The organism is Massilia sp. R2A-15, from assembly GCF_030704305.1.
In the GTDB taxonomy this organism is placed as follows: domain Bacteria; phylum Pseudomonadota; class Gammaproteobacteria; order Burkholderiales; family Burkholderiaceae_D; genus JAFCUW01.
This window is the reverse complement of sequence record NZ_CP131935.1, coordinates 2381843-2401048: the sequence shown is the minus strand read 5'-3', so window position 1 is coordinate 2401048 and position 19206 is coordinate 2381843. Positions and strand designations below refer to the sequence as shown.

Sequence of the window (19206 nt, the reverse complement as noted above, 5' to 3'; positions counted from 1 at the left end):
AATCCCGCGGCACCGGTCTCATAGGGAAAGCGCGTGAATGCGGCCGCGGGGCGATGCCGGATTGACCACGCGCGCGTACGCGCGGGCGCCGGACCCGGCGCTCACATTTCGTAACAATTATTGTTGGCAACGGATGGCGCCGCGGCGGCCTGTGGCGCCGGAAACCTTGCTATTCCGGACAGAATTTGGCGCAGCGCGCTTTCCACTGCGCCTGAATCGTCTGGCGCACGCCGTTGGAACTGATCGTCTCGAAGCCGGCGTTGAAGCGGCGCCGCTGCGCGTCGCCGTCGGCGTGGCGGGTGGAAAAACCGATGAACGAATCCATCGGCTGGCTCTGGAATGCGAATGCGATGTCGCGGGCGCCGGCCTGCTGCCGGATCAGGTCCGCGCTGCGCATCTCGTCGGTCATGATCAGGGCGGCATCGAGCCGGTTGACGGCCAGCTTGCGCAGGTTGGTGACGTCCGATTCCGCGCGGTCGAGCAGCACACCGCGCCTGGCCAGTTGCTCCACGAAGGGCGGATATTCGTAACCGCGCACGATCCCGAGGCGCATGCCTGGCTTGATGTCGGCCAGCGACCTGGGCTTCGCGCGGCGTTTCGGGTTGTAGTAGATGCGCGGCGTGACGCTGAACAGGGGCTTGTCGGCAAAGCGCACCCGGTTCGCCAGTTCGGGCGAGGCCGACATGCTGAAGCAGCCCACCGCGCCGCCCTGCATCACCAGCGACTTGCAGCGCGCGTAGGGCACCACGACCAGGTCGGCCGTGACGCCGGCGGCCTGGAAGGCGGCGCGCACCAGGTCGTTGGCGTAGCCGACGCCGTCGTGGTTGGACCACGGGCTGGCGGCATCTTCGACCAGGATCTGCACGTGCTCCGGGGGCTGGGCCGCGGCGCCGGCCAACGCCAGCGCGCAGGCGCCCGCGATGAGGGCGCGCAGGCCCATGGACAGGGCTGGCCGCTTCACGCCGCCAGCACGCAATTGCGACCGTTCGCCTTGGCGCGGTACATGGCCTCGTCGGCGCGCTGGATCGCCGCGTCGAAGCGCTCGCTGGGGCGCGAGGCGGCCACGCCGGCGGAGAACGTGAGCCTCAGGTCCGGGTCGATGGCAGGGAAGCGCAGGGCGTCCACGCGCCTGGCCATGCGGGCGATCACGGCGAGCGCTTCGTCGAGCAAGGTGTCGGGCATGAGCAGCAAAAATTCCTCGCCGCCCCAGCGCGCCAGCGTGTCGGTGGTGCGCAGCGAGGCGCCGGCTTCACGGGCGAAGCTTTGCAGCACGGCGTCGCCGCCGGCGTGGCCAAAACGGTCGTTGATCGACTTGAAGAAGTCGACGTCGATCAGGGCGACGCACACGTCGTTCGGCCGCGCGGCGCGGCGCTGCTGTTCGAGGTCGAGCAGCTCGTTCATGTGGCGGCGGTTCGCCAGCAAGGTCAGTTCGTCGGTGGTGGCCAGGGTGCGGATCGTGCCGATTGCGTCGACTAGCTGGGCGCGCAGCCGGCTCAGTTCTCCTGTGATCGCGGTGACCGACACGATGCCCACCGTGGTCAGCGCGAAATGCACGCTCTCCTGGTAGACGGAATGGTGGCGCGGATCGAAGTAGGCCAGCGCCGCCGTGGTCGCGGCCAGCGCGGCGATGGCGAACACCGCCAGCCAGAAGGTCTGGCGCGGGCGCAGCGAAAAGGCGCAGAACACGATCACCACCGGCATTCCGATCAGGATCGAGCCGCGCAGGTTGTCGAGCACCGCGTACAGCGCCAGGTCGAACACGATCGCGAACTGCGCCTGGTACAGGGCCAGCTTCCAGTTGGCGATCCCCAGCTGGGGCGCGGCGCGCAGCAGGACGTAGAACGCCGCCACGCCCACCATGCCCACGGAGGCGACCACGCGCGCCAGTTCGGGCGATGCGGCGCCCATGCCAAGTTCGCGCCAGACGATCAGGCAGCAAAAACTGTACAACATGGCGGTGGCCGCCCAATAGGCGAGCACGCGGCGCATTTTTGGCGTGGTGCCGAACAGCATTCGGGATATCTTTTGAAGCGGGGACATGCCATCCAGTGTGCATATGTAGAGAACTTGTAAGTCTACTTTACTAACTGAAACTATCAAGAGATAAATAGTCCAGCGCGACCGGATGCAACATCTGTTCGCCTGCGCACAGAGCCGGCCGTGCTGATGTGTAATCCTTATGTAAATATTTCACGCCAGGACGCTGCATGTTTGCCGATTCGCCCCGCCTGCCTTCACGGCCATCCGTCGCCTGCGCGCCCCCGTCCGTGCGGCGCGGTGCGCTCGAGAGGATGCCGAAGTGGGCGATCTGCGTCCCGATCGTCTTCCAGTGGGCATGGCTGGCGCTGCGCCACGCCAGCGTGACCCTGCCCACGGCGGCCAATCCGCGCATTACCGCCGGGGGACTGGTCGGGGAGGGCAAGCTCGAATACTTCGACCAGATGGGACCACGCGCTCGCGCCGCCACCGCGCGCCACGCCGGCATCCGCGACGCGCACGGCTGGTCCGACGCCGCATGGCAGCAGGCGCTGGAGGCGGCGCGGCTAAGCTTTCCACTGGTCGCCAAGCCCGACCTGGGCCTGTGCGGCTATGGCGTGCGCAAGCTCGATTCGCTGGACGCCCTGCGCGCTTACGCAGCCGCGTATCCGGCAGGCGAGACCTTCGTGCTGCAGGAATACCTCGACGACGAGGGCGAGGCCGGCGTGTTCTATGCGCGCGACCCGGCCAGCGGCGCAGGGCGGCTGATCGGGCTGGCGCTGCGCTACTACCCGCGCGTGCTCGGGGACGGCGTCGCCACGCTCGGCCAGCTGATTGCCGGCGACGCGCGCGCCGCCCGCGTGCTCGGCTCGAAGGCGCACGCCAGCGCGCTCGACCTCGACGCCGTGCCGGCCAGCGGCCAGGTGGTGCGGCTGTCGACCATCGGATCGACCCGGGTCGGCGGCTTGTACCGCGACGGCGCAAGCCTGGTCACGCCGGAGCTGACCGCGGCGATCGACGCGATCGCGCGCGACATGCCCGAGTTTCACTTCGGCCGCTTCGACGTGCGCTTTTCCAGCGAAAGCGAGCTGGCGGCGGGGCGCGGCTTCACGATCATGGAAGTGAACGGCGCCGGCTCGGAAGCGATCCAGGCGTGGGATCCGGACATCGGGCTGGCGCAGGGCCTGCGCATGGTGTTCGCCAAGCAGCGCGTGGTGTTCGCGATCGGCGCGGCCAACCGCAGGCGCGGCGTCAGGCCCATCGGCCCGCTGGCGCTGATCCGTCTGAACTGGCGCCAGAACGCGCTGATCGACCAATACCCCCCTTCGAATTGAGGAGCACGACTTGACCCTGGAACTCGCCACCGCCCATTCGCGGTCCCACTTTGCGGCGCCGCTGCCTGCCAGGCAGGCGGACTGGCGGTTCGAGGCCAGCTGGGCCGGCTCGGAAGCGGAGGTGCGCGAGGCGCAGCGCCTGCGCCATGCGATCTTCGCCGGCGAAATGGGTGCGCGCCTGGCGCCGCCGCCCGGCACGCCCGACGGCCACGACGCCGACCGCTTCGATGGCTACTGCGATCACCTGCTGGTGCGCGCATGCGAAATCGGCGCTGACGGACCGGGCCAGCTGGTGGGCACCTACCGCGTGCTCGGGCCGGACGCCGCGCGCCGCGCCGGCGCCTGCTACACCGAGAGCGAATTCGACCTGGCGCCGCTCGCGGCGCTGCGCGACGGCGCGGTGGAACTGGGACGCGCCTGCGTGCACGCCGACTGGCGCTCGGGCGGGGTGATCCTTGCGCTGTGGAGCGAACTGGGTAAGTACATGGTCGCGCGCGGCCTGCACACCATGTTCGGCTGCGCCAGCATCGGCATGGCGGACGGCGGCCAGCTGGCGCGGCGCGTGTGGGGCACGCTGCGCGACTCGCAATACATGGTGGCGCCGGACCTGCGGATTCGGCCGCTGAACGCGCTGCCGATGGACGTGGCGCCGGCCGGCGCGGCGACGCTGCGCGACATGCCGCCGCTGATCAAGGGCTACCTGCGCTGCGGCGCCCGCGTGGTCGGGCCGCCGTCGTTCGACCGCGAATTCAACACCGCCGACCTGCCCATCATGATGCGGCTGGCCGATCTGCCCGAACGCTACGGCAAGCAGTTCCTGGCGCGGCGATGAAACCGCTGCGGGCCTTGCTCGGCGCGCAGTTTTGCACGTCGCTGGCCGACAACGCGCTGCTGATCGTCGCCATCGGCCTGCTGGCCGAGCGCGCGGCCGCCGCGTGGATGACGCCCGCGCTGCGCATCTCGCTGTACCTGGCGTATGTCGCGCTGGCGCCGTGGGCCGGTTTGCTGGCCGATGCCATGCCCAAGGGCCGCGTGATGCTGCTCGCGAACGTGGTCAAGCTGGGCGCCTGCTTGCTGCTCGCGGCGGGCCTGCATCCCTTGCTGGCGTTTGGCGCCGTGGGCGTCATCGGCGTGACTTACGGCCCCGCCAAATACGGCATCCTGGCCGAGTTGCTGCCGACCGACCAGCTGGTGAAGGCCAACGCGTGGATCGAGATATCGACGGTGGCATCGATCATCGGCGGCACGGCGCTGGGCGGCGTACTGCTGGCCATGACCTCGGCGCACGCCGCCAGCATGGCGATCGCCGGCGTCTATGCGATTGCGGCGCTCGCGTCGGCGGCAATTCCCGCCACGGGAGCCGTGCGTCCCGAACGGGCGCGCTTCTGGCGTGAGCTCGGCGTGCTGTGGCGTGATCCGGCCGGGAAGATATCGCTGGCCGTGACGACCCTGTTCTGGGCGGTGGCGGCAGCGTTGCAATTCCTCGTGATCCAGTGGGCCGGCGCGGTGCTCGGATTGAGCCTGCCGCAGTCCGCGCTGATGCAGTGCGTGCTGGCGGTCGGCATGGTCGGCGGATCGGCAGCGGTAGCGCGATACGTGGCCACCGCCGGGGCGATGAAGGTGCTGCCGGCCGGACTGGCGCTGGGCGCCGCGATCCTTGCGATGACCCAGGTCGAAGCCTTGTGGCTGGCGTGCGCGCTGCTGCTCGTGACGGGCGTGGTGGCCGGCATCGTGCTGGTGCCGATGAACGCGCTGTTGCAGCAGCGCGGCGAGGCGCTGATGGCGCCGGGCGTGTCGATTGCGGTGCAAAGCTTCAGCGAGAACCTGGCGTCGCTGGCGCTGCTTGGCGTGTACGCGGCGGCGCTGGCGCTCGGCGCGCCGCTGCGCGCCATCATCGCCGGCTTCGGCGTGCTGGTGATCGGGCTGATGCTGGCGATCATGCGCTGGCACGGCTTGCGCCCGGTGAGGCTGGCATGGCGCTTTTTATGCGTAATCTTGCATATTTTCACCGGCCTGGCGACCTGCCTGCTGGTGTTTCCGTGGATCGGCGCGGGCGCGCGGATGGACCATATCCGGCGCTGGTCGAATCGCGTGCTGCGCACCTTCGGCGTGACGGTCGAACTGGCGGGCGCCTCGGTGCTGCCGAACGTGCTGCTGGTGGCGAACCACATCTCGTGGGTCGACGTGTTCGTCATCAACGCGCGGTTCCCGTCGCGCTTCGTGGCCAAGTCGGAAGTGCGGCGCTGGCCGCTGATCGGGACATTGAGCGCGCTGGCCGGTACGCTGTATGTGGCGCGCGGCAGCCGGGGCGACCTGCGGCGCGCGATCGGCGAACTGGCGCGCGGCCTGCGCGCGGGCGAGCGCGTGGCCTGCTTCCCGGAGGGGACGTCGGCGGCGCAGGGCGATCTGCAGCCGTTTCACGCCAACCTGTTCGAGGCGGCGATCGAGGCCGGGGCGCCGGTCCAGGCGATCGCCGTCAGCTATGTCGATGCCAAGGGCGCGCCGCATCGCTCTGTCGAATACCTGATCGACACGTCACTGGGCGAGAGCATGCTGGCGATGCTGACCGGTGCGCCGATCCGCGCGCGGCTGCATGTGCTGCCGGCGCTGGCGGTGGAGGGCGCCGACCGGCGCGCGCTGGCGCTGCGCTCGCATGCGCAGGTGGGCGCCGCGCTCGCGCAGGGAAATGCGGCATAATCGTTGGTCCGCAAACGCGCTTATTCCGAGGCTCCAGCATGACCGACCTGACCGCATTCCCGATCACCAAAAAATGGCCCGCCGCGCATCCCGAGCGCATCCAGCTTTACTCGCTGCCCACGCCGAACGGCGTGAAGGTATCGATCATGCTCGAGGAGACGGGGCTGGCGTACGAGCCGCACCTGGTCAGCTTCGAGACGAACGACCAGCTGACGCCCGAGTTCATCTCGCTCAACCCGAACAACAAGATCCCGGCCATCCTCGATCCGGACGGCCCCGGCGGCATGCCGCTGGCGCTGTTCGAGTCGGGCGCGATCCTGATCTATCTGGCCGAAAAGACCGGCAAGCTGCTGCCGAAAGATCCGGCCGGGCGTTACCAGGCGATCCAGTGGGTGATGTTCCAGATGGGCGGCATCGGGCCGATGTTCGGGCAGCTGGGGTTCTTCCACAAGTTCGCCGGCAAGGACTACGAGGACAAGCGCCCGCGCGACCGCTACGTGGCCGAATCGAGGCGGCTGCTGGGAGTGCTGAACAAGCAGCTCGAAGGACGCAGCTGGGTCATGGGCGAGGAATACACGATTGCCGACATCGCGATCTTCCCGTGGGTGCGCAACCTGGTCGGCTTCTATGGCGCCGGCGAACTGGTGGGCTTCAGCGAGTTCAAGAACGTGCAGCGCGTGCTCGATGCTTTCGTGGCGCGTCCCGCGGTCGCACGGGGACTCGACATCCCGAAGCGCGGGTAAGAGGCGGGGTCTGGTCCTGCGGAACGACGGGGACGCCTAGTCCCCATTTTGATTTGCCGCTACTTCGAAGATGGGGTCAGGTCCGCAGGACCAGACCCCCGGCATTCGGCGCCGCCGTTGGCCGCCTTCAGATAAGCGATCAGCGCGGCACGCTCGGTTTGATCAGGCACGCCGGCATACGTCATGCTGGTTCCCGGCACCGCCTTGGGTGGATTGGCCAGGAAGCGGTCCAGCGTCGCGGCGTTCCAGACGATATGCGAGCGCTTCATCGCCTCCGAATATTCGAATCCCGCCACGCTGCCGGCGCGCCGCCCGAACAGGCCGCAGTGGCGCGGCCCGGTACGGTCGTACGCCAGCGCGTGGCAGGCGATGCAGCGCCCATACACTGATTCGCCCAGCTTCACATCGGGCGCGGCGTGCAGCGGCCCCGCGAACGCGAGCCACGCAGCGGCGGCGGCGAGCGCGCGCAGCATCACGACATGAAGGCCGATGGAACCGGCGCTTCGCCCAGCGCGTTGCGCAGCACCGCCCAGTGCATCGCTTCGTCGCCCAGAATGCTGGCGGCGGCCTTGGCCAGCTCGCGGTTGCCGAACAGCGGCACGGCGCCCAGGTAGGCGCTGACGGCGCCTTTTTCCAGCCCGGCCGCAAAGCGCAGCACGTCGTTCTGGTTCTTCAGCGTCTCGGTCGGGAACTGGTATTTGGCCTTGGCCGCCACCGGCTTGCCGCCCAGTTTGACGATCGTCTTCGATAGCACGTCGGCGTGTTCTTTGTGGTGGCCCTGGAACGTCACCGCCAGGTCGAGCACCGGCTTTTGCAGCAGGCCGCTCTCCGCGCCCACCTGGTAGGCGGCGATCGCTTCGAGTTCGGCGCCCAGCGCGGTGTTGAGGATCTGGATGTCGGAGGGGGCGGCGTCGCCGCCCTTGGCCGCGGCCAGCGCGTCCTGGCCTGCCATCAGCGCGACGGCGGCGCCTGACAGCAGCAGGCCGGATTTGCCGAGGAACATGCGGCGTGGATGGACTGCGTCTGGATCGTTCGCTTGGATCAGGAAGGACATGGTGGTTCTCCGGTGGGTGGGTAAATCAGGGGGTGTTTTTGTCAATGCGGGCCAGCACGCCGGCGACAATGCGGTCGCAGCGCGCGCCGTCGAACGAGAAGGCCTGTTCGAAGGCGCGGTCGACGTCCTGCGCGAGGGCGGCGCGCAGCAGGGCGCGGGCGCGGAAGAAGCGGCTGCGCACGGTCGCTTCGGGGATGTCGAGGCAGGCGGCGACTTCTTCGCCGCTCATTTCCTCGAGGGCGCGCAGGACGAACACGGTACGGAACTGGTCGGGCAGGGCGTCGATCGATTTTTCGAGCAGCGCGCGCGATTCTGCGCGCAGGGCGCCGGATTCTGGGGAGTCTTCCATGCTCGCCTCGGAGGGGTAGTCGGCCGGCTCGGCGGCGGGATGCAAGGGCATGATGTCGGCGCGCCGTGCGCTCTTGCGGGTGCGCGCCAGCGCTTCGTTGATGACGATGCGGGTCAGCCAGGTGGACAGCTGTGCGTCGGCGCGGAACTGGCCGATCGAACGCCACGCCTGAAGGTAGGCGTCCTGCAGGGCGTCTTCGGCTTCGGCGTCGTCGCGCAGGATGCTGCGGGCGGTGCGGAACAGCAGCTGGTTATGGCGGCGCATCAGCAGCACGAAGGCTTGCTGGTCCTGGGCCGCGATGCGGCGCGCCAGGTCGGCGTCGCTGCTGCGGTCGGGTGATGGGGCGGCTTGCATGCGGGTTCTCGGCTTTTCGGTTATTTGCTGCATTAGATGAACCGAATGTTCGCCGCGTTCCCGCTTTTTTGCCAGAACGAAGATTTATTTTTGGCGGGCGCCGCTTACACCTTCTTGACGAACTCCGTCTTCAGGCTCATCGCGCCGAAGCCGTCGATCTTGCAGTCGATGTCGTGGTCGCTGTCGACCAGGCGGATGTTCTTGACCTTGGTGCCCATCTTGACGGTGCCGCCGCCGCCCTTGAGCTTGAGGTCCTTGATGACGGTGACGGTGTCGCCGTCCTGCAGCACGTTGCCGGCCGCGTCGCGGTACACGCGCGGGCCGTCCTCGGCCGGCGCGGCGGCGGTCGCGCTCCATTCATGGCCGCATTCCGGGCAGACCAGGTTCGCTCCGTCTTCGTAGGTGAATTCGGAATTGCACTTCGAGCAGGCGGGCAGGGCGCTCATGGTATCGGTCCTTTGAAAAGGACGCAGTATACCCTTTCGGACTAGGCAGGCAGGGCCAGCGCGCCGGCGAATCCTGGCGGCAGGTCCAGCTCCAGCAGGCGGCAGTCGGGCAGCGGCGACCATTCGGCCAGCGATTCGCCCATCAGCTTGAACTGCGCCTCGCGCTGTGCCCACGCCTGCGCGAAGGCGAACGGCCGCGCTTCGGCGCTGACGGCGGCCAGCCGCACCGCCACGGACATGCCCAGATAGTCGTGGGCGACGCGCGCCCAGTCCGACGGCAACTGCACTTTCATCACGTCGACGCCGACCGCGCCATCGCGATGCAGCGCCGCGACCGAGATGCCATCCTCATGGCTGATCGACAGGCCGATCGTAGTGGCCACGCCGTCGGCCATCACTTGCGGCGCGCTGCCCGGCGCCGATACCACTTCCACCGCGCCGCCCAGCACGGCGCGCACGGCGTCGCGAATGCGCGCCCGCGCTTCGTCGCGGGGTCCGCCGGCCGTGCAAATGACGATCAGCCCGTCCTCCCATGCAGGCAGCGGCCCAGGCCACGCATGCACGGGGACCTTCATCGCGCCGGCGCCGCGGGACAGCCCGCCCAGCTGGTGCCGGCCGGGATGTGCTCGCCCTTCATCACCAGCGTCAGCGCGCCCAGGCGGGCGTTGTCGCCCACCCTGGCGCTGTACAGCACCGCGCTGCGCGGTCCCATATAGACCTTGCTGCCGATATCGACGTGATCGATCTTCATTACCCGGTCTTCGAACAGGTGGGTTTGCGGGCACGACAAGGCATTCAGTTCGCTGTAGTCGCCGATGCTCACGCAGTCGAATTCGGTGATGTCGGTGGTGTCGAGGTACACGCCGCGGCCGATCTTGCTGCCCAGCGCGTTGAACGCGAGCGGCAGCCAGGGCGTGCCGCGCAGGTAGCGCATGAAGTTGGGCACAGCGATGCCTTCGTACATATTGGTCACGCCCTCGGACAGCCAGACGAACGGCGTCCACATCGGCTCCGCGCGCTTGCTGTAGCGTCCCAGCAGCAGCCATTTGAACGCCATCACGAACAGGTAGTTGCCGATGCCGTAGGCCAGGCCGGCCAGCGCGAGGGCGCCGACCACGTTGGCCCAACGCCCGGCGCCGGCGATCGGCATCACGTCGAGCACCACGGTGTAGCCGACCGCGATCACCACCGCGTGCGGCGCGACGATGCGGAACGCTTCGACCAGGGTGCGCCCGAGGCGGCGCAGCGGCGACGGCCGGTACGTCAGCCACTCGGGATAGCCGGAGACTTCCTCGCGCGCCGGCAGGTGGATCGGCGGCGAGCCAAGCCAGGTGTCGCCGCTTTTCATGCGCTCGTTGGCGGGAGCGTGGGTGTGCACGCCCACCAGCACGCGCTCCGGCAGCACGGTGCCGTCCGGGATGTAGCTGCCGTTGCCGACAAAGCTGCGGTCCGACACGACGGTCGGCTGCATCGTCATCCAGCCGCCATCGATCTGTTCGTCGCCCAGCATCACGGCGTCGGCGATGAAGGTTTCGTCGCCCAGGGTCAGCATGTCGGGCACCACGCCCATGGCGGTGGAAATCTCGGCGTCGCGCCCGACCTTGGCGCCCAGCAGGCGATACCAGAACGGCGCGAACACGGTGGCGTAAATCCCGTGCAGCACGTTCAGGCTCGATTCCTGGATGTGGCTGACCAGCCATTTCTGGCAGTAGGTGTTGCTGTGGATGGCGGACATGCCGGGCTTCAGGCGCGGCATGGCGCCCCAGCGGATCGCGGCCGACACCAGCGCGGTCAGCAGGATCAGCACCGCGCTGGCCGGGAACGCCAGCACGAAATAGCGCGCCAGTTGCACGGTCACCTGGTCGCCGGCCAGCCAGGGCAGCAGCTCGCGCTCGTCGAACCAGTCGATCAGCACGAAGCTCGGGAACACCGGCATGAAGAACAGCGTGGAAATGAGCAGCATGCCGAACACGAAGAACAGCGCTTCGCCGGCGATGCGCGCGCGTCCGACCGCGGGCCGCGGCGGAACCTGCGATTCGAAGGCGCCCATGTCGCGCGCGGGCGAGCCGCCCCAGACGCGGCCGGCCGGCACGCGCATGCCGTCGGCCAGCGCGGCCTGGCCTTCGAGGTGGCCGAGCGCGCCGATTTCGGTGTTCCCTTCGAGGACCGCGTAGGAGGCGACGCAGGCGTCGTCGCCCAGGGTAATCTGCCCGAGCAGCAGGCGCCCGCGTTCGACCCGCGCGTTCTCGAAGTTGACGGCGTTGCCGATGCTGACGTTGCTGCCGATGTCGAGCAGGTCGGGCGAGCGCAGGGTCATCGAGCCGATCACCACTTCGCGGCCGACCTTGGCGCCGAGCGCGCGCAGCCACCAGTTATACAGCGAGGAGCCGCCCAGCAGGTAGGCGGGCGCCGCTTCGACCAGGCGGTCGGCCAGCCACCAGCGGTAGTAGGTCATGCCCCACAGCGGATACGAGCCGGCCTTCAGGCGCCCGGCCACCAGCCATTTGCCGCCGACGGCGAACACGAACTCCATCAGGGTGGCCAGCAGGAACACGGCGATCGAGGCGGCGATCGCGCGCGGCACCGTGTCGCCCGGCGAGCCGGTGAAGTAATGGTAGGTGAAGAAGGGCGCCAGCCATTGGGCCATGCGCAGGGTGACCAGGAAGGGCACTGCCGCGGCCTGGGCGGCGCCGCAGCGCCAGCGCGCCAGCGCCGACGGCGGCGTCCAGTCGGCCTGCGCGGCCGCGGCGTCGGGCGCATCGGCCAGCGCCGCGGCGATCTTGCCGATTTCGCGGTTGTGATAGATGTCGCGCACCGTCACGTGGGCGAAGGCCGGATCGGCGCGCAGGGCAGAAGCCAGGCGCGCGGCGAAGAAGGAGTGGCCGCCAAGGTCGGTGAAAAAATCCGCGTGGCGCCGGATCGCCTGGCCGGGGAACAGCTTGGCCAGTTCGCGGAACAGCGCGGTTTCGGCCGGCGTCTCGGGCAGGTCCGATTCGCCAGCAAGGCCGGCCGGCGGGGCCGACAGCGGCATCGCCTTGAGCGCCTTGCGGTCGATCTTCCCGGAGGTCAGGCGCGGCATCACGGGCAGCATCTCGTAGCGGCCGGGCACCATGTACGGCGGCAGGTGTTCGGTCAGCGCGTGGCGCAGGGCAGAACCATCGAGGTCGCTGGCCGACGGCACGATGTAGGCCACCAGCTGGTCGATGCCGTCGTCCTTGCGCAGCAGGACCGCCACCGTGCCCACGCCCGGCTGCTGCGCCAGCACCGTTTCGATCTCGCCCAGCTCGACCCGGAAGCCGCGGATCTTGACCTGGTCGTCGGTGCGGCCAAGGCATTGCACTTCGCCGTCGGCGTCGATGCGGGCCAGGTCGCCGGTGCGGTACAGGCGCGCGTCGTGCGGGCCGGTGGACCAGGGATTGGCGATGAATTTTTCCGCCGTCAGGTCGGGGCGGCCCAGGTAGCCGGCGGCCAGGCCGATGCCGGTGATGCACAGCTCGCCCATTTCGCCGCGCGGCAGCAGCGTGAGGATCGGGCCTTCGGTGCCGATCACCAGCAGGCCGTAGTTCGGCAGCGGCGTGCCGATCGTGATCGGACGACCGGGCGCCAGGCGCGCCAGGCTGGCCGACACCGTCGCTTCGGTCGGGCCGTAGGTGTTGAACATCTGGCGGCCGGGGCGCGACCAGCGCTCGACCACCGATTCCGGGCACATCTCGCCGCCCAGGTTAATCAGGCGCAGGCTCTCGACTTCCTCGGCGAACAGCGCGAGCAGGGTCGGCACCGCGTGCAGCACGGTGACGTGGTTGGCGGCGAGCATGCGCGGCAGCGTTTCCGGGTCGCCCGAGATTTCCTTGGGGCCGACCCAGAGCGTGGCGCCGACCAGGTAGGCGATCCAGATTTCCTCGAACGACATGTCGAAGGCGACCGAAAAGCCCTGGTAGACGCGGTCGTCGGCGCGGATGCCCAGCACCTGGTTTTCGCTGCGCAGGAAGTGGCAGATGCTGCGCTGGCTGATCAGGATGCCCTTCGGCTTGCCGGTCGAGCCGGAGGTGTAGATGACGTAGGCCGGCGCGTCGGGCGACACCGGACCGCGGCCATGCGGGATCTGGCCGGCCGGCAGCGGCTCGAGCAGCGCTTCGTGGGTCCAGACCGGGCGCGCCACGCCATCGAGCTGGGGCGCGAACAGCTCGCAGCTGACCACGCCGATGGCCGACGCGTCGTCCAGGCACACCTGCAGGCGCTCGACCGGGGTGTCCTGGTCCACCGGCAGCCAGGCCGCGCCGGTCTTGGCGATGGCCAGCTGCATGACCAGCAGTTCGATCCCGCGCGGCAGCCACAGGCCGACGATGGCGCCGGGCGCGACGCCAGCGTCCATCAGGCGCGAGGCGGCCAGCGTGGCCAGCGCATCGAGTTCGGCGTAAGTGAGCTCGCGATCTTCGTAGATCAGCGCGATCTGGCCGGGCGTGCGCCGGGCGCTCGCTTCGAACAGGTCGGCGAGGATTTCTTCTCTGAGCAGGGAGGGATCGGCCGGGCCATACAGGACATCCGGGCTGAGACTGGGGGCGTGGGACTGGGCGAGGTCGTTCATTCAAGGGTGGTTCTGAGCTTGACGCGGCGGTTGCAGCGCCAGCCTCCACCTTACAGTATTTTCGGCGAAACATTGTTCCTTAACGTACTCTTAATGTTGGGAGGGACGTCTTGACAATCCGGCTCCTGCCCCCGATATTCGTCACACTTGATAAAGGAGATTCACAATGTCCATTCGATCCATTGGTGCAATAGCAGTTTTGGCGGCGTCTGCCTTGTGCGCGGCGCCGGCAGCATGGGCCCAGGACGCCACCGTCAAGCAAGTGTACGAGGCGGCCGAGGCCGGTAAATTCATCGAGGCGCAGGCCATGATGGACAAGGTGCTGGCCGACCATCCGAACAGCGCCAAGGCGCATTTCATCGAGGCCGAGCTGCTGGCCAAGCAGGGCAAGTTCGCCCGGGCCGGCACGGAGCTGGCGACGGCAGAGCGGCTGGCGCCGGGATTGCCGTTTGCCAAGCCGGCGGCGGTGGAAAAGCTGCGTTCGCTGGTGGCGGGCGCGAAGGCGCGCAGCGCGCCAGCGGCCGCGGCTGTGGAACCGGCGCGCGTGGCTGCCGCCGACATGAGTTATGAGCGGCAGACGCCGGCCGGCGGAGGAATTCCGTGGGGCATGATCGGTTTTGTCGGCATCCTGGCGGCGCTGGCGATGATGTTCTTCCGCAGGAAGTCTGCGGCGCAGGCGGCGCAAGGCGGGTATGCGCAGGCCGCGGGTCCGGCCGGCACGCCGGGCATGGGCGCGCAGTATCCGCAGTACGCCAATCCCGGCCAGGCGCCCTTTGGTGCGGGCGCGGCGCCAGGCGGCGGCATCGGCTCGGGCATCATGGGCGGGCTGGCGACCGGCGCGGCGCTGGGCGCGGGCATGGTGGCGGGCCAGGCGCTGGCGCATCATTTCACCGATGGCAATCGATCGAATCACGATTCGAATGCCAGCAACCTGACCTCGAATCCGGAGCAGTTCACGCCGATCGACACGCCGCCGTCCGGGTATGACATGGGCGGGGACGATTTCGGCGTGTCCGATCCGGGCAGCTGGGATAGCGGCGGCGGAGGTGGCAGCGACTGGGATTGATATATAGCTTGTCGTACCTGCGCAGGCAGGTACCCATACCGAGCGTGCGCCGTCTATCAGCATCCTCAGCATGGGTACCAGCCTGCGCTGGTACGACAGCGGGTACTGATCGCGGCGCTGAGTAATCGGCGAAGGTGGTAGATTACGGGTGAGTTCCGCATCCCCGCGGGGCGCACCCGGAGTCGCGCGATGCTTGGTCTTACGGCCCTTGAACTGGCGCGGATCCAGTTCGCCTTCACTATGTCGTTCCACATCCTGTTCCCGGCCATCACGATCGGCTTGGCGAGCTACCTGGCGGTGCTGGAACTGTGCTGGCTGCGCACCCGGCAACAGGTGTACATCGACCTGTACCAGTTCTGGCTGAAAATCTTCGCCGTCAATTTCGGCATGGGCGTCGTCTCCGGCCTGGTGATGGCCTATCAGTTCGGCACCAACTGGAGCTTCTTTTCCGAATTCGCCGGCAGCATCACCGGCCCCTTGCTGGCCTACGAGGTGCTGACCGCGTTCTTCCTCGAGGCCGGCTTCCTCGGCGTGATGCTGTTCGGCTGGACCCGCGTGGGCCCCGGCCTGCACTTTCTCGCCACCTGCATGGTCGCCGCCGGCACGCTGATCTCGGCCACCTGGATTCTCGCTTCCAACAGCTGGATGCAAACGCCGCAGGGCTACGCCATCGCCAACGGCGTGGTGGTGCCAATCGACTGGATGGCCGTCATCTTCAATCCGTCCTTTCCCTACCGACTGCTGCACATGTGCGTGGCGGCCTTCCTGTGCACCGCGCTGTTCGTCGGCGCGTCCGGCGCCTGGCACCTGCTGCGCTTTAACGACACGCCCGCGGTGCGCAAGATGCTGTCGATGGCGATGTGGATGATCGTGATCGTCGCGCCGATCCAGGCGGTGATCGGCGACTTCCACGGCATCAACACACTCGCGCACCAGCCGGCCAAGATCGCGGCCATGGAGGGGCACTGGGAGAACCGCGGCGACGAGGCGCTGCCGCTGATCCTGTTCGGCCTGCCCGACATGCAGGCCGAAACGACGCGCTACGCCGTCGAGGTGCCGCACCTTGGCAGCCTGATCCTCACGCATTCGTGGAACGGCCAGATCAGGGGCCTGAAGGAATTCGCGCCGCGGGACCGCCCAAATTCGGCGATCGTGTTCTGGTCCTTCCGCGTCATGGTGGGGCTGGGCGTGGCGATGATCGGGCTGGGGCTGTGGGGGCTGCTGAACCGGCGCGGCGGCGCGATCTTCACCTCGCGCGCCTTCCTGCGCGCCGCGCTGTGGATGGGGCCGAGCGGCCTGGTGGCGCTGCTGGCCGGCTGGATCACCACCGAAGTGGGGCGCCAGCCGTGGGTGGTGTACGGGTTGATGCGCACCAGCGAAGGCGTGTCGGCGCACGCGGCCGGGCCGCTGGCGCTGACGCTTGGCCTGTTCATCGTGGTGTACTTTTTCGTGTTCGGCGTCGGCATCGCCTACGTGTTCCGGCTGGTCAAGGACGGGCCGCGCCACTTCGACGCCAGCCGCGCGGCCGACGGCGCGCTGGGAACGCCGAGCCGGCCGCTGTCGGCCACGGCCGAACAACTGCCGCTGGGGAGGTGAGGATGGACTTCGACCTGGCGGTGATCTGGGCGATCATTATTTTCTTCGGCGTGTTCATGTACGTGGTGATGGACGGCTTCGACCTCGGCATCGGCATGCTGTTCCCGTTCTTCCCGGAGCGCATCGACCGCGACGTGATGATGAACACTGTCGCGCCGGTGTGGGACGGCAATGAGACCTGGCTGGTGCTGGGCGGCGCCGGGATGCTGGCGGCGTTCCCGCTGGCCTATTCGATCATCCTGAGCGGGCTGTACCTGCCGCTGGTGTTCATGCTGCTGGGGCTGATTTTTCGCGGCGTCGCCTTCGAATTCCGCTTCAAGGCGCGCGACCATGAGCGCCACATCTGGGACAAGGCCTTCATCGGCGGCTCGGTGGCAGCGGCGTTCTTCCAGGGCGTCACGCTCGGCGCCTTCCTGCAGGGCATCCCGGTGCACGGGCGAGCGTACGCGGGCGGGCCGTTCGACTGGGTGGCGGCATTCCCGCTGCTCAGCGGCGTGGGCGTGATGATCGCCTACACGCTGCTCGGCAGCACCTGGCTGATCATGAAGACCGACGGCGCGCTGCAGCAGCGCATGATCGGCGTGGCGCGTCCGTTCGCGCTGATGCTGCTGGGCGCGATCGGCGTCGTCAGCGTGTGGACGCCGCTGACGCAGCCGCTGGTGGCGGCGCGCTGGTTCAGCTTTCCCAACATCGTGCTGTTTTCGCCGGTGCCGCTGCTGGTTGGCGGGTGCGTGTTCTGGCTGCTGCGCTCGCTCAAGGGCGAGCCGTACCTGAGTCCCTTCCTGGCGGCGCTGGGGCTGATCTTCCTCGGCTACAGCGGCATGGCGATCAGCATCTGGCCGAACATCGTGCCGCCGGCGGTGTCGATCTGGGACGCGGCCGCGCCGCCGCAGAGCCAGGGCTTCGCGCTGGTCGGCACGCTGGTGATCCTGCCGTTCATTCTCGGCTACACGGTGTGGTCGTATTACGTCTTCCGCGGCAAGGTGCGGGCGGGCGAGGGCTACCATTGAAGGCGCGCTTGTGGCTGCGGCGGATCGGCTGGCTCGTCGCGATCTGGGCGGGCAGCGTGGCGGCCCTCGGATTGGCAGCGGGCCTGATGCGCTTGCTGATGCGGCTCGCTGGCCTGCACACCGGAATATGACCAAGTCGTCGACCTGCGGAGGCAGGTACCCATGCTGAGATAGCCGAAGTGGTCAAGCACGCTCACTACGGGTACCTGCCTGCGCAGGTACGACATGTATTAGGTTCGCGCGAAGCCAGACCATGTCACAATGCCCGTTCGTCATGATTCGTAGAGGAGACTGGCCGATGACCCCGTACCAACGCTTTGTCGAAGCACGCGATTTCCTGCAGCAGCATCGCACCGATTACGAGCACGCCTACCACGGCTACATCGCGCCCGCGCTCAACGAATTCAACTGGGCGCTCGATTACTTCGACGTCCAGGCGCAAGGCAACGACACGCCGGCCCTGCGCGTGGTCGGCGACGACGGCGCCGACCAGTCGGTCAGCTACGCCGAGATGTCCGCCCGCTCGAACCGCGCCGCGAATTACTTGCGTAGTCAAGGAGTTGGGCGCGGCGATCGCGTGCTGCTGATGCTGCCGAACCGCGTCGAATTGTGGGAGATCATGCTGGCCGGCATCAAGCTGGGCGCGGTGATGGTCCCGACCAGCATGCTGGCAATGCCGGCCGACCTGGCCGACCGCATGCAGCGCGGCGCCGTCCGCCACGTCATCGCGCAGGCGTCCGAGGCGCCGAAGTTCGCGCAGCTGGCCGGCGACTTCACCCGCATCGCCGTTGGCGGCTCGCCCGAAGGCTGGCGCGACTTTTCCGCCAGCGCGGCCAGCGACGCCGCATTCGTTGCGCAAGGCGTGACGATGGCGCACGATCCGCTGCTGCTGTACTTCACCTCCGGCACGACGGCCCAGCCCAAGCTGGTGCTGCACAGCCACGAGAGCTACCCGGTCGGCCACCTGAGCACGATGTACTGGATCGGCCTGCAGCCGGGCGACGTGCATTGGAACATCAGCTCGCCCGGCTGGGCCAAGCACGCGTGGAGCTGCTTCTTCGCACCGTGGAACGCCGGCGCCACCGTGTTCGTGTACAACTACGAGCGCTTCAGCGCCAGGGCCACGCTCGACGTGATCGCGCGCTGCGGCGTGACCTCGCTGTGCGCGCCGCCAACCGTGTGGCGCATGCTGATCCAGGAAGACCTGACCCAGTGGAAGCTGCCGCTGCGCGAACTGGTGGGCGCCGGCGAGCCTCTCAATCCGGAAGTGATCGAGCAGGTGGAGAAGGCGTGGGGCATCCGCATCCGCGACGGCTTCGGCCAATCCGAGACTACCGCGCAGATCGGCAACACGCCGGGACAGGTGGTCAAGCCAGGGTCGATGGGGAGGCCGCTGCCTGGCTACCATATCGAGCTGCTCGACATCGACGACCATCCGTCGGACGAGGGCGAAATCGCCGTCAAGCTCAAGCCCGACCTGGTGGGCCTGATGCTCGGCTACGAAGGCGAGCACGCCAAGACGTCCGAGGTGATGCGCGCCGGGTACTATCACACCGGCGACACCGCGACCCGCGACAACGACGGCTATTATTTTTACGTCGGCCGCAACGACGACGTATTCAAGTCGTCCGATTACCGCATCAGCCCTTTCGAGCTGGAGAGCGTGCTGGTCGAGCACGACCTGGTGCTGGAAGCGGCGATCGTGCCAAGTCCCGATCCCTTGCGCCTTTCGGTGCCGAAGGCCTTCATCACGCTGCGCGCGGGCGTCGAGGCGAGCAACGCGGTGGCGCAGGACATCTTCGCGTTCGCGCGCGCGCGCCTGGCGCCATACAAGCGGATTCGCCGTATCGAGTTTCGCGAGCTGCCGAAGACCATCTCCGGTAAAATCCGCCGCGTCGAGCTGCGCAAGGAAGAAACCGCGCGCGGCGATGCGGGGCAGGGCGCCGGCGAATTCCGCGAAGACGACGCCACCTGAATTTTTAGTCCATCATTGTT

Annotated in this window: 17 protein-coding genes; 9 read left to right on the top strand and 8 right to left on the bottom strand. The window is 68.1% G+C overall.

Features of this window, described 5'->3' with window-relative positions:
- Positions 1 to 169: 169 nt before the first annotated feature.
- Both Q4S45_RS10960 and Q4S45_RS10955 read right to left on the bottom strand, forming a co-directional pair.
- A complete protein-coding gene (locus Q4S45_RS10960) occupies positions 170 to 961 on the bottom strand; it encodes an ABC transporter substrate-binding protein (protein WP_305511841.1) in 792 nt (263 codons plus the stop codon).
- Positions 958 to 2040, bottom strand: a complete 1083-nt coding sequence (locus Q4S45_RS10955; RefSeq protein ID WP_305511839.1) for a GGDEF domain-containing protein — start codon at positions 2038 to 2040, stop codon at positions 958 to 960. Before Q4S45_RS10955 ends, Q4S45_RS10960 begins: the two co-directional genes overlap by 4 nt.
- A gap of 167 nt (positions 2041 to 2207) precedes the next feature.
- Here Q4S45_RS10955 and Q4S45_RS10950 point away from each other — a divergent pair, with 167 nt between their 5' ends.
- The 4 genes from Q4S45_RS10950 to Q4S45_RS10935 are packed head-to-tail and all read left to right on the top strand — an operon-like array spanning position 2208 to position 6751.
- Entirely contained in the window at positions 2208 to 3311 is a 1104-nt protein-coding gene (locus Q4S45_RS10950) for a hypothetical protein (protein ID WP_305511837.1), read from the top strand.
- A gap of 10 nt (positions 3312 to 3321) precedes the next feature.
- Positions 3322 to 4143, top strand: a complete 822-nt coding sequence (locus Q4S45_RS10945; protein WP_305511835.1) for a GNAT family N-acetyltransferase — start codon at positions 3322 to 3324, stop codon at positions 4141 to 4143.
- Positions 4140 to 6008, top strand: a complete 1869-nt coding sequence (lplT, locus tag Q4S45_RS10940; protein ID WP_305511833.1) for a lysophospholipid transporter LplT — start codon at positions 4140 to 4142, stop codon at positions 6006 to 6008. The genes Q4S45_RS10945 and lplT overlap by 4 nt, the downstream gene beginning before the upstream one ends.
- Before the next feature lie 38 nt (positions 6009 to 6046).
- Complete coding sequence (locus Q4S45_RS10935) at positions 6047 to 6751, top strand: glutathione binding-like protein (protein ID WP_305511831.1); 705 nt, start codon at positions 6047 to 6049, stop codon at positions 6749 to 6751.
- 59 nt (positions 6752 to 6810) lie between these two features.
- Here Q4S45_RS10935 and Q4S45_RS10930 read toward each other — a convergent pair whose 3' ends face one another.
- The 6 genes from Q4S45_RS10930 to Q4S45_RS10905 all read right to left on the bottom strand — a co-directional run bounded on the left by Q4S45_RS10930 (position 6811) and on the right by Q4S45_RS10905 (position 13539).
- Complete coding sequence (locus Q4S45_RS10930) at positions 6811 to 7224, bottom strand: cytochrome c family protein (protein ID WP_305511829.1); 414 nt, start codon at positions 7222 to 7224, stop codon at positions 6811 to 6813.
- Complete coding sequence (locus Q4S45_RS10925; protein ID WP_305511827.1) at positions 7224 to 7805, bottom strand: ferritin-like domain-containing protein; 582 nt, start codon at positions 7803 to 7805, stop codon at positions 7224 to 7226. The genes Q4S45_RS10930 and Q4S45_RS10925 overlap by 1 nt, the downstream gene beginning before the upstream one ends.
- Positions 7806 to 7830: 25 nt before the next feature.
- Positions 7831 to 8508, bottom strand: a complete 678-nt coding sequence (locus Q4S45_RS10920) for an RNA polymerase sigma factor (protein ID WP_305511825.1) — start codon at positions 8506 to 8508, stop codon at positions 7831 to 7833.
- A gap of 104 nt (positions 8509 to 8612) precedes the next feature.
- Complete coding sequence (locus Q4S45_RS10915; protein ID WP_305511823.1) at positions 8613 to 8954, bottom strand: zinc ribbon domain-containing protein YjdM; 342 nt, start codon at positions 8952 to 8954, stop codon at positions 8613 to 8615.
- Positions 8955 to 8995: 41 nt separating this feature from the next.
- Positions 8996 to 9517, bottom strand: coding sequence for a 4'-phosphopantetheinyl transferase superfamily protein (locus tag Q4S45_RS10910; RefSeq protein ID WP_305511821.1), 522 nt, complete (start codon positions 9515 to 9517; stop codon positions 8996 to 8998).
- Positions 9518 to 9525: 8 nt separating this feature from the next.
- Positions 9526 to 13539: a Pls/PosA family non-ribosomal peptide synthetase gene (locus Q4S45_RS10905; RefSeq protein WP_305511819.1), complete on the bottom strand. Its 4014-nt coding sequence runs from the start codon at positions 13537 to 13539 to the stop codon at positions 9526 to 9528.
- Between the two features lie 166 nt (positions 13540 to 13705).
- Here Q4S45_RS10905 and Q4S45_RS10900 point away from each other — a divergent pair, with 166 nt between their 5' ends.
- The 5 genes from Q4S45_RS10900 (at position 13706) to Q4S45_RS10880 (ending at position 19186) form a co-directional block, all read left to right on the top strand.
- Entirely contained in the window at positions 13706 to 14605 is a 900-nt protein-coding gene (locus Q4S45_RS10900; protein ID WP_305511817.1) for a M48 family metallopeptidase, read from the top strand.
- A 189-nt stretch (positions 14606 to 14794) separates the two neighbouring features.
- Positions 14795 to 16201 (top strand): cytochrome ubiquinol oxidase subunit I, encoded by a 1407-nt coding sequence (locus Q4S45_RS10895; protein ID WP_305511815.1) that lies wholly within the window; start codon positions 14795 to 14797, stop codon positions 16199 to 16201.
- A 2-nt stretch (positions 16202 to 16203) separates the two neighbouring features.
- Entirely contained in the window at positions 16204 to 17211 is a 1008-nt protein-coding gene (cydB, locus tag Q4S45_RS10890; protein WP_305511813.1) for a cytochrome d ubiquinol oxidase subunit II, read from the top strand.
- On the top strand, positions 17157 to 17342 hold the full coding sequence (locus Q4S45_RS10885; protein WP_374046091.1) for a DUF2474 domain-containing protein: 186 nt from the start codon (positions 17157 to 17159) through the stop codon (positions 17340 to 17342). Before cydB ends, Q4S45_RS10885 begins: the two co-directional genes overlap by 55 nt.
- A 167-nt stretch (positions 17343 to 17509) precedes the next feature.
- Complete coding sequence (locus tag Q4S45_RS10880) at positions 17510 to 19186, top strand: AMP-binding protein (protein WP_305511808.1); 1677 nt, start codon at positions 17510 to 17512, stop codon at positions 19184 to 19186.
- Positions 19187 to 19206: the final 20 nt, after the last annotated feature.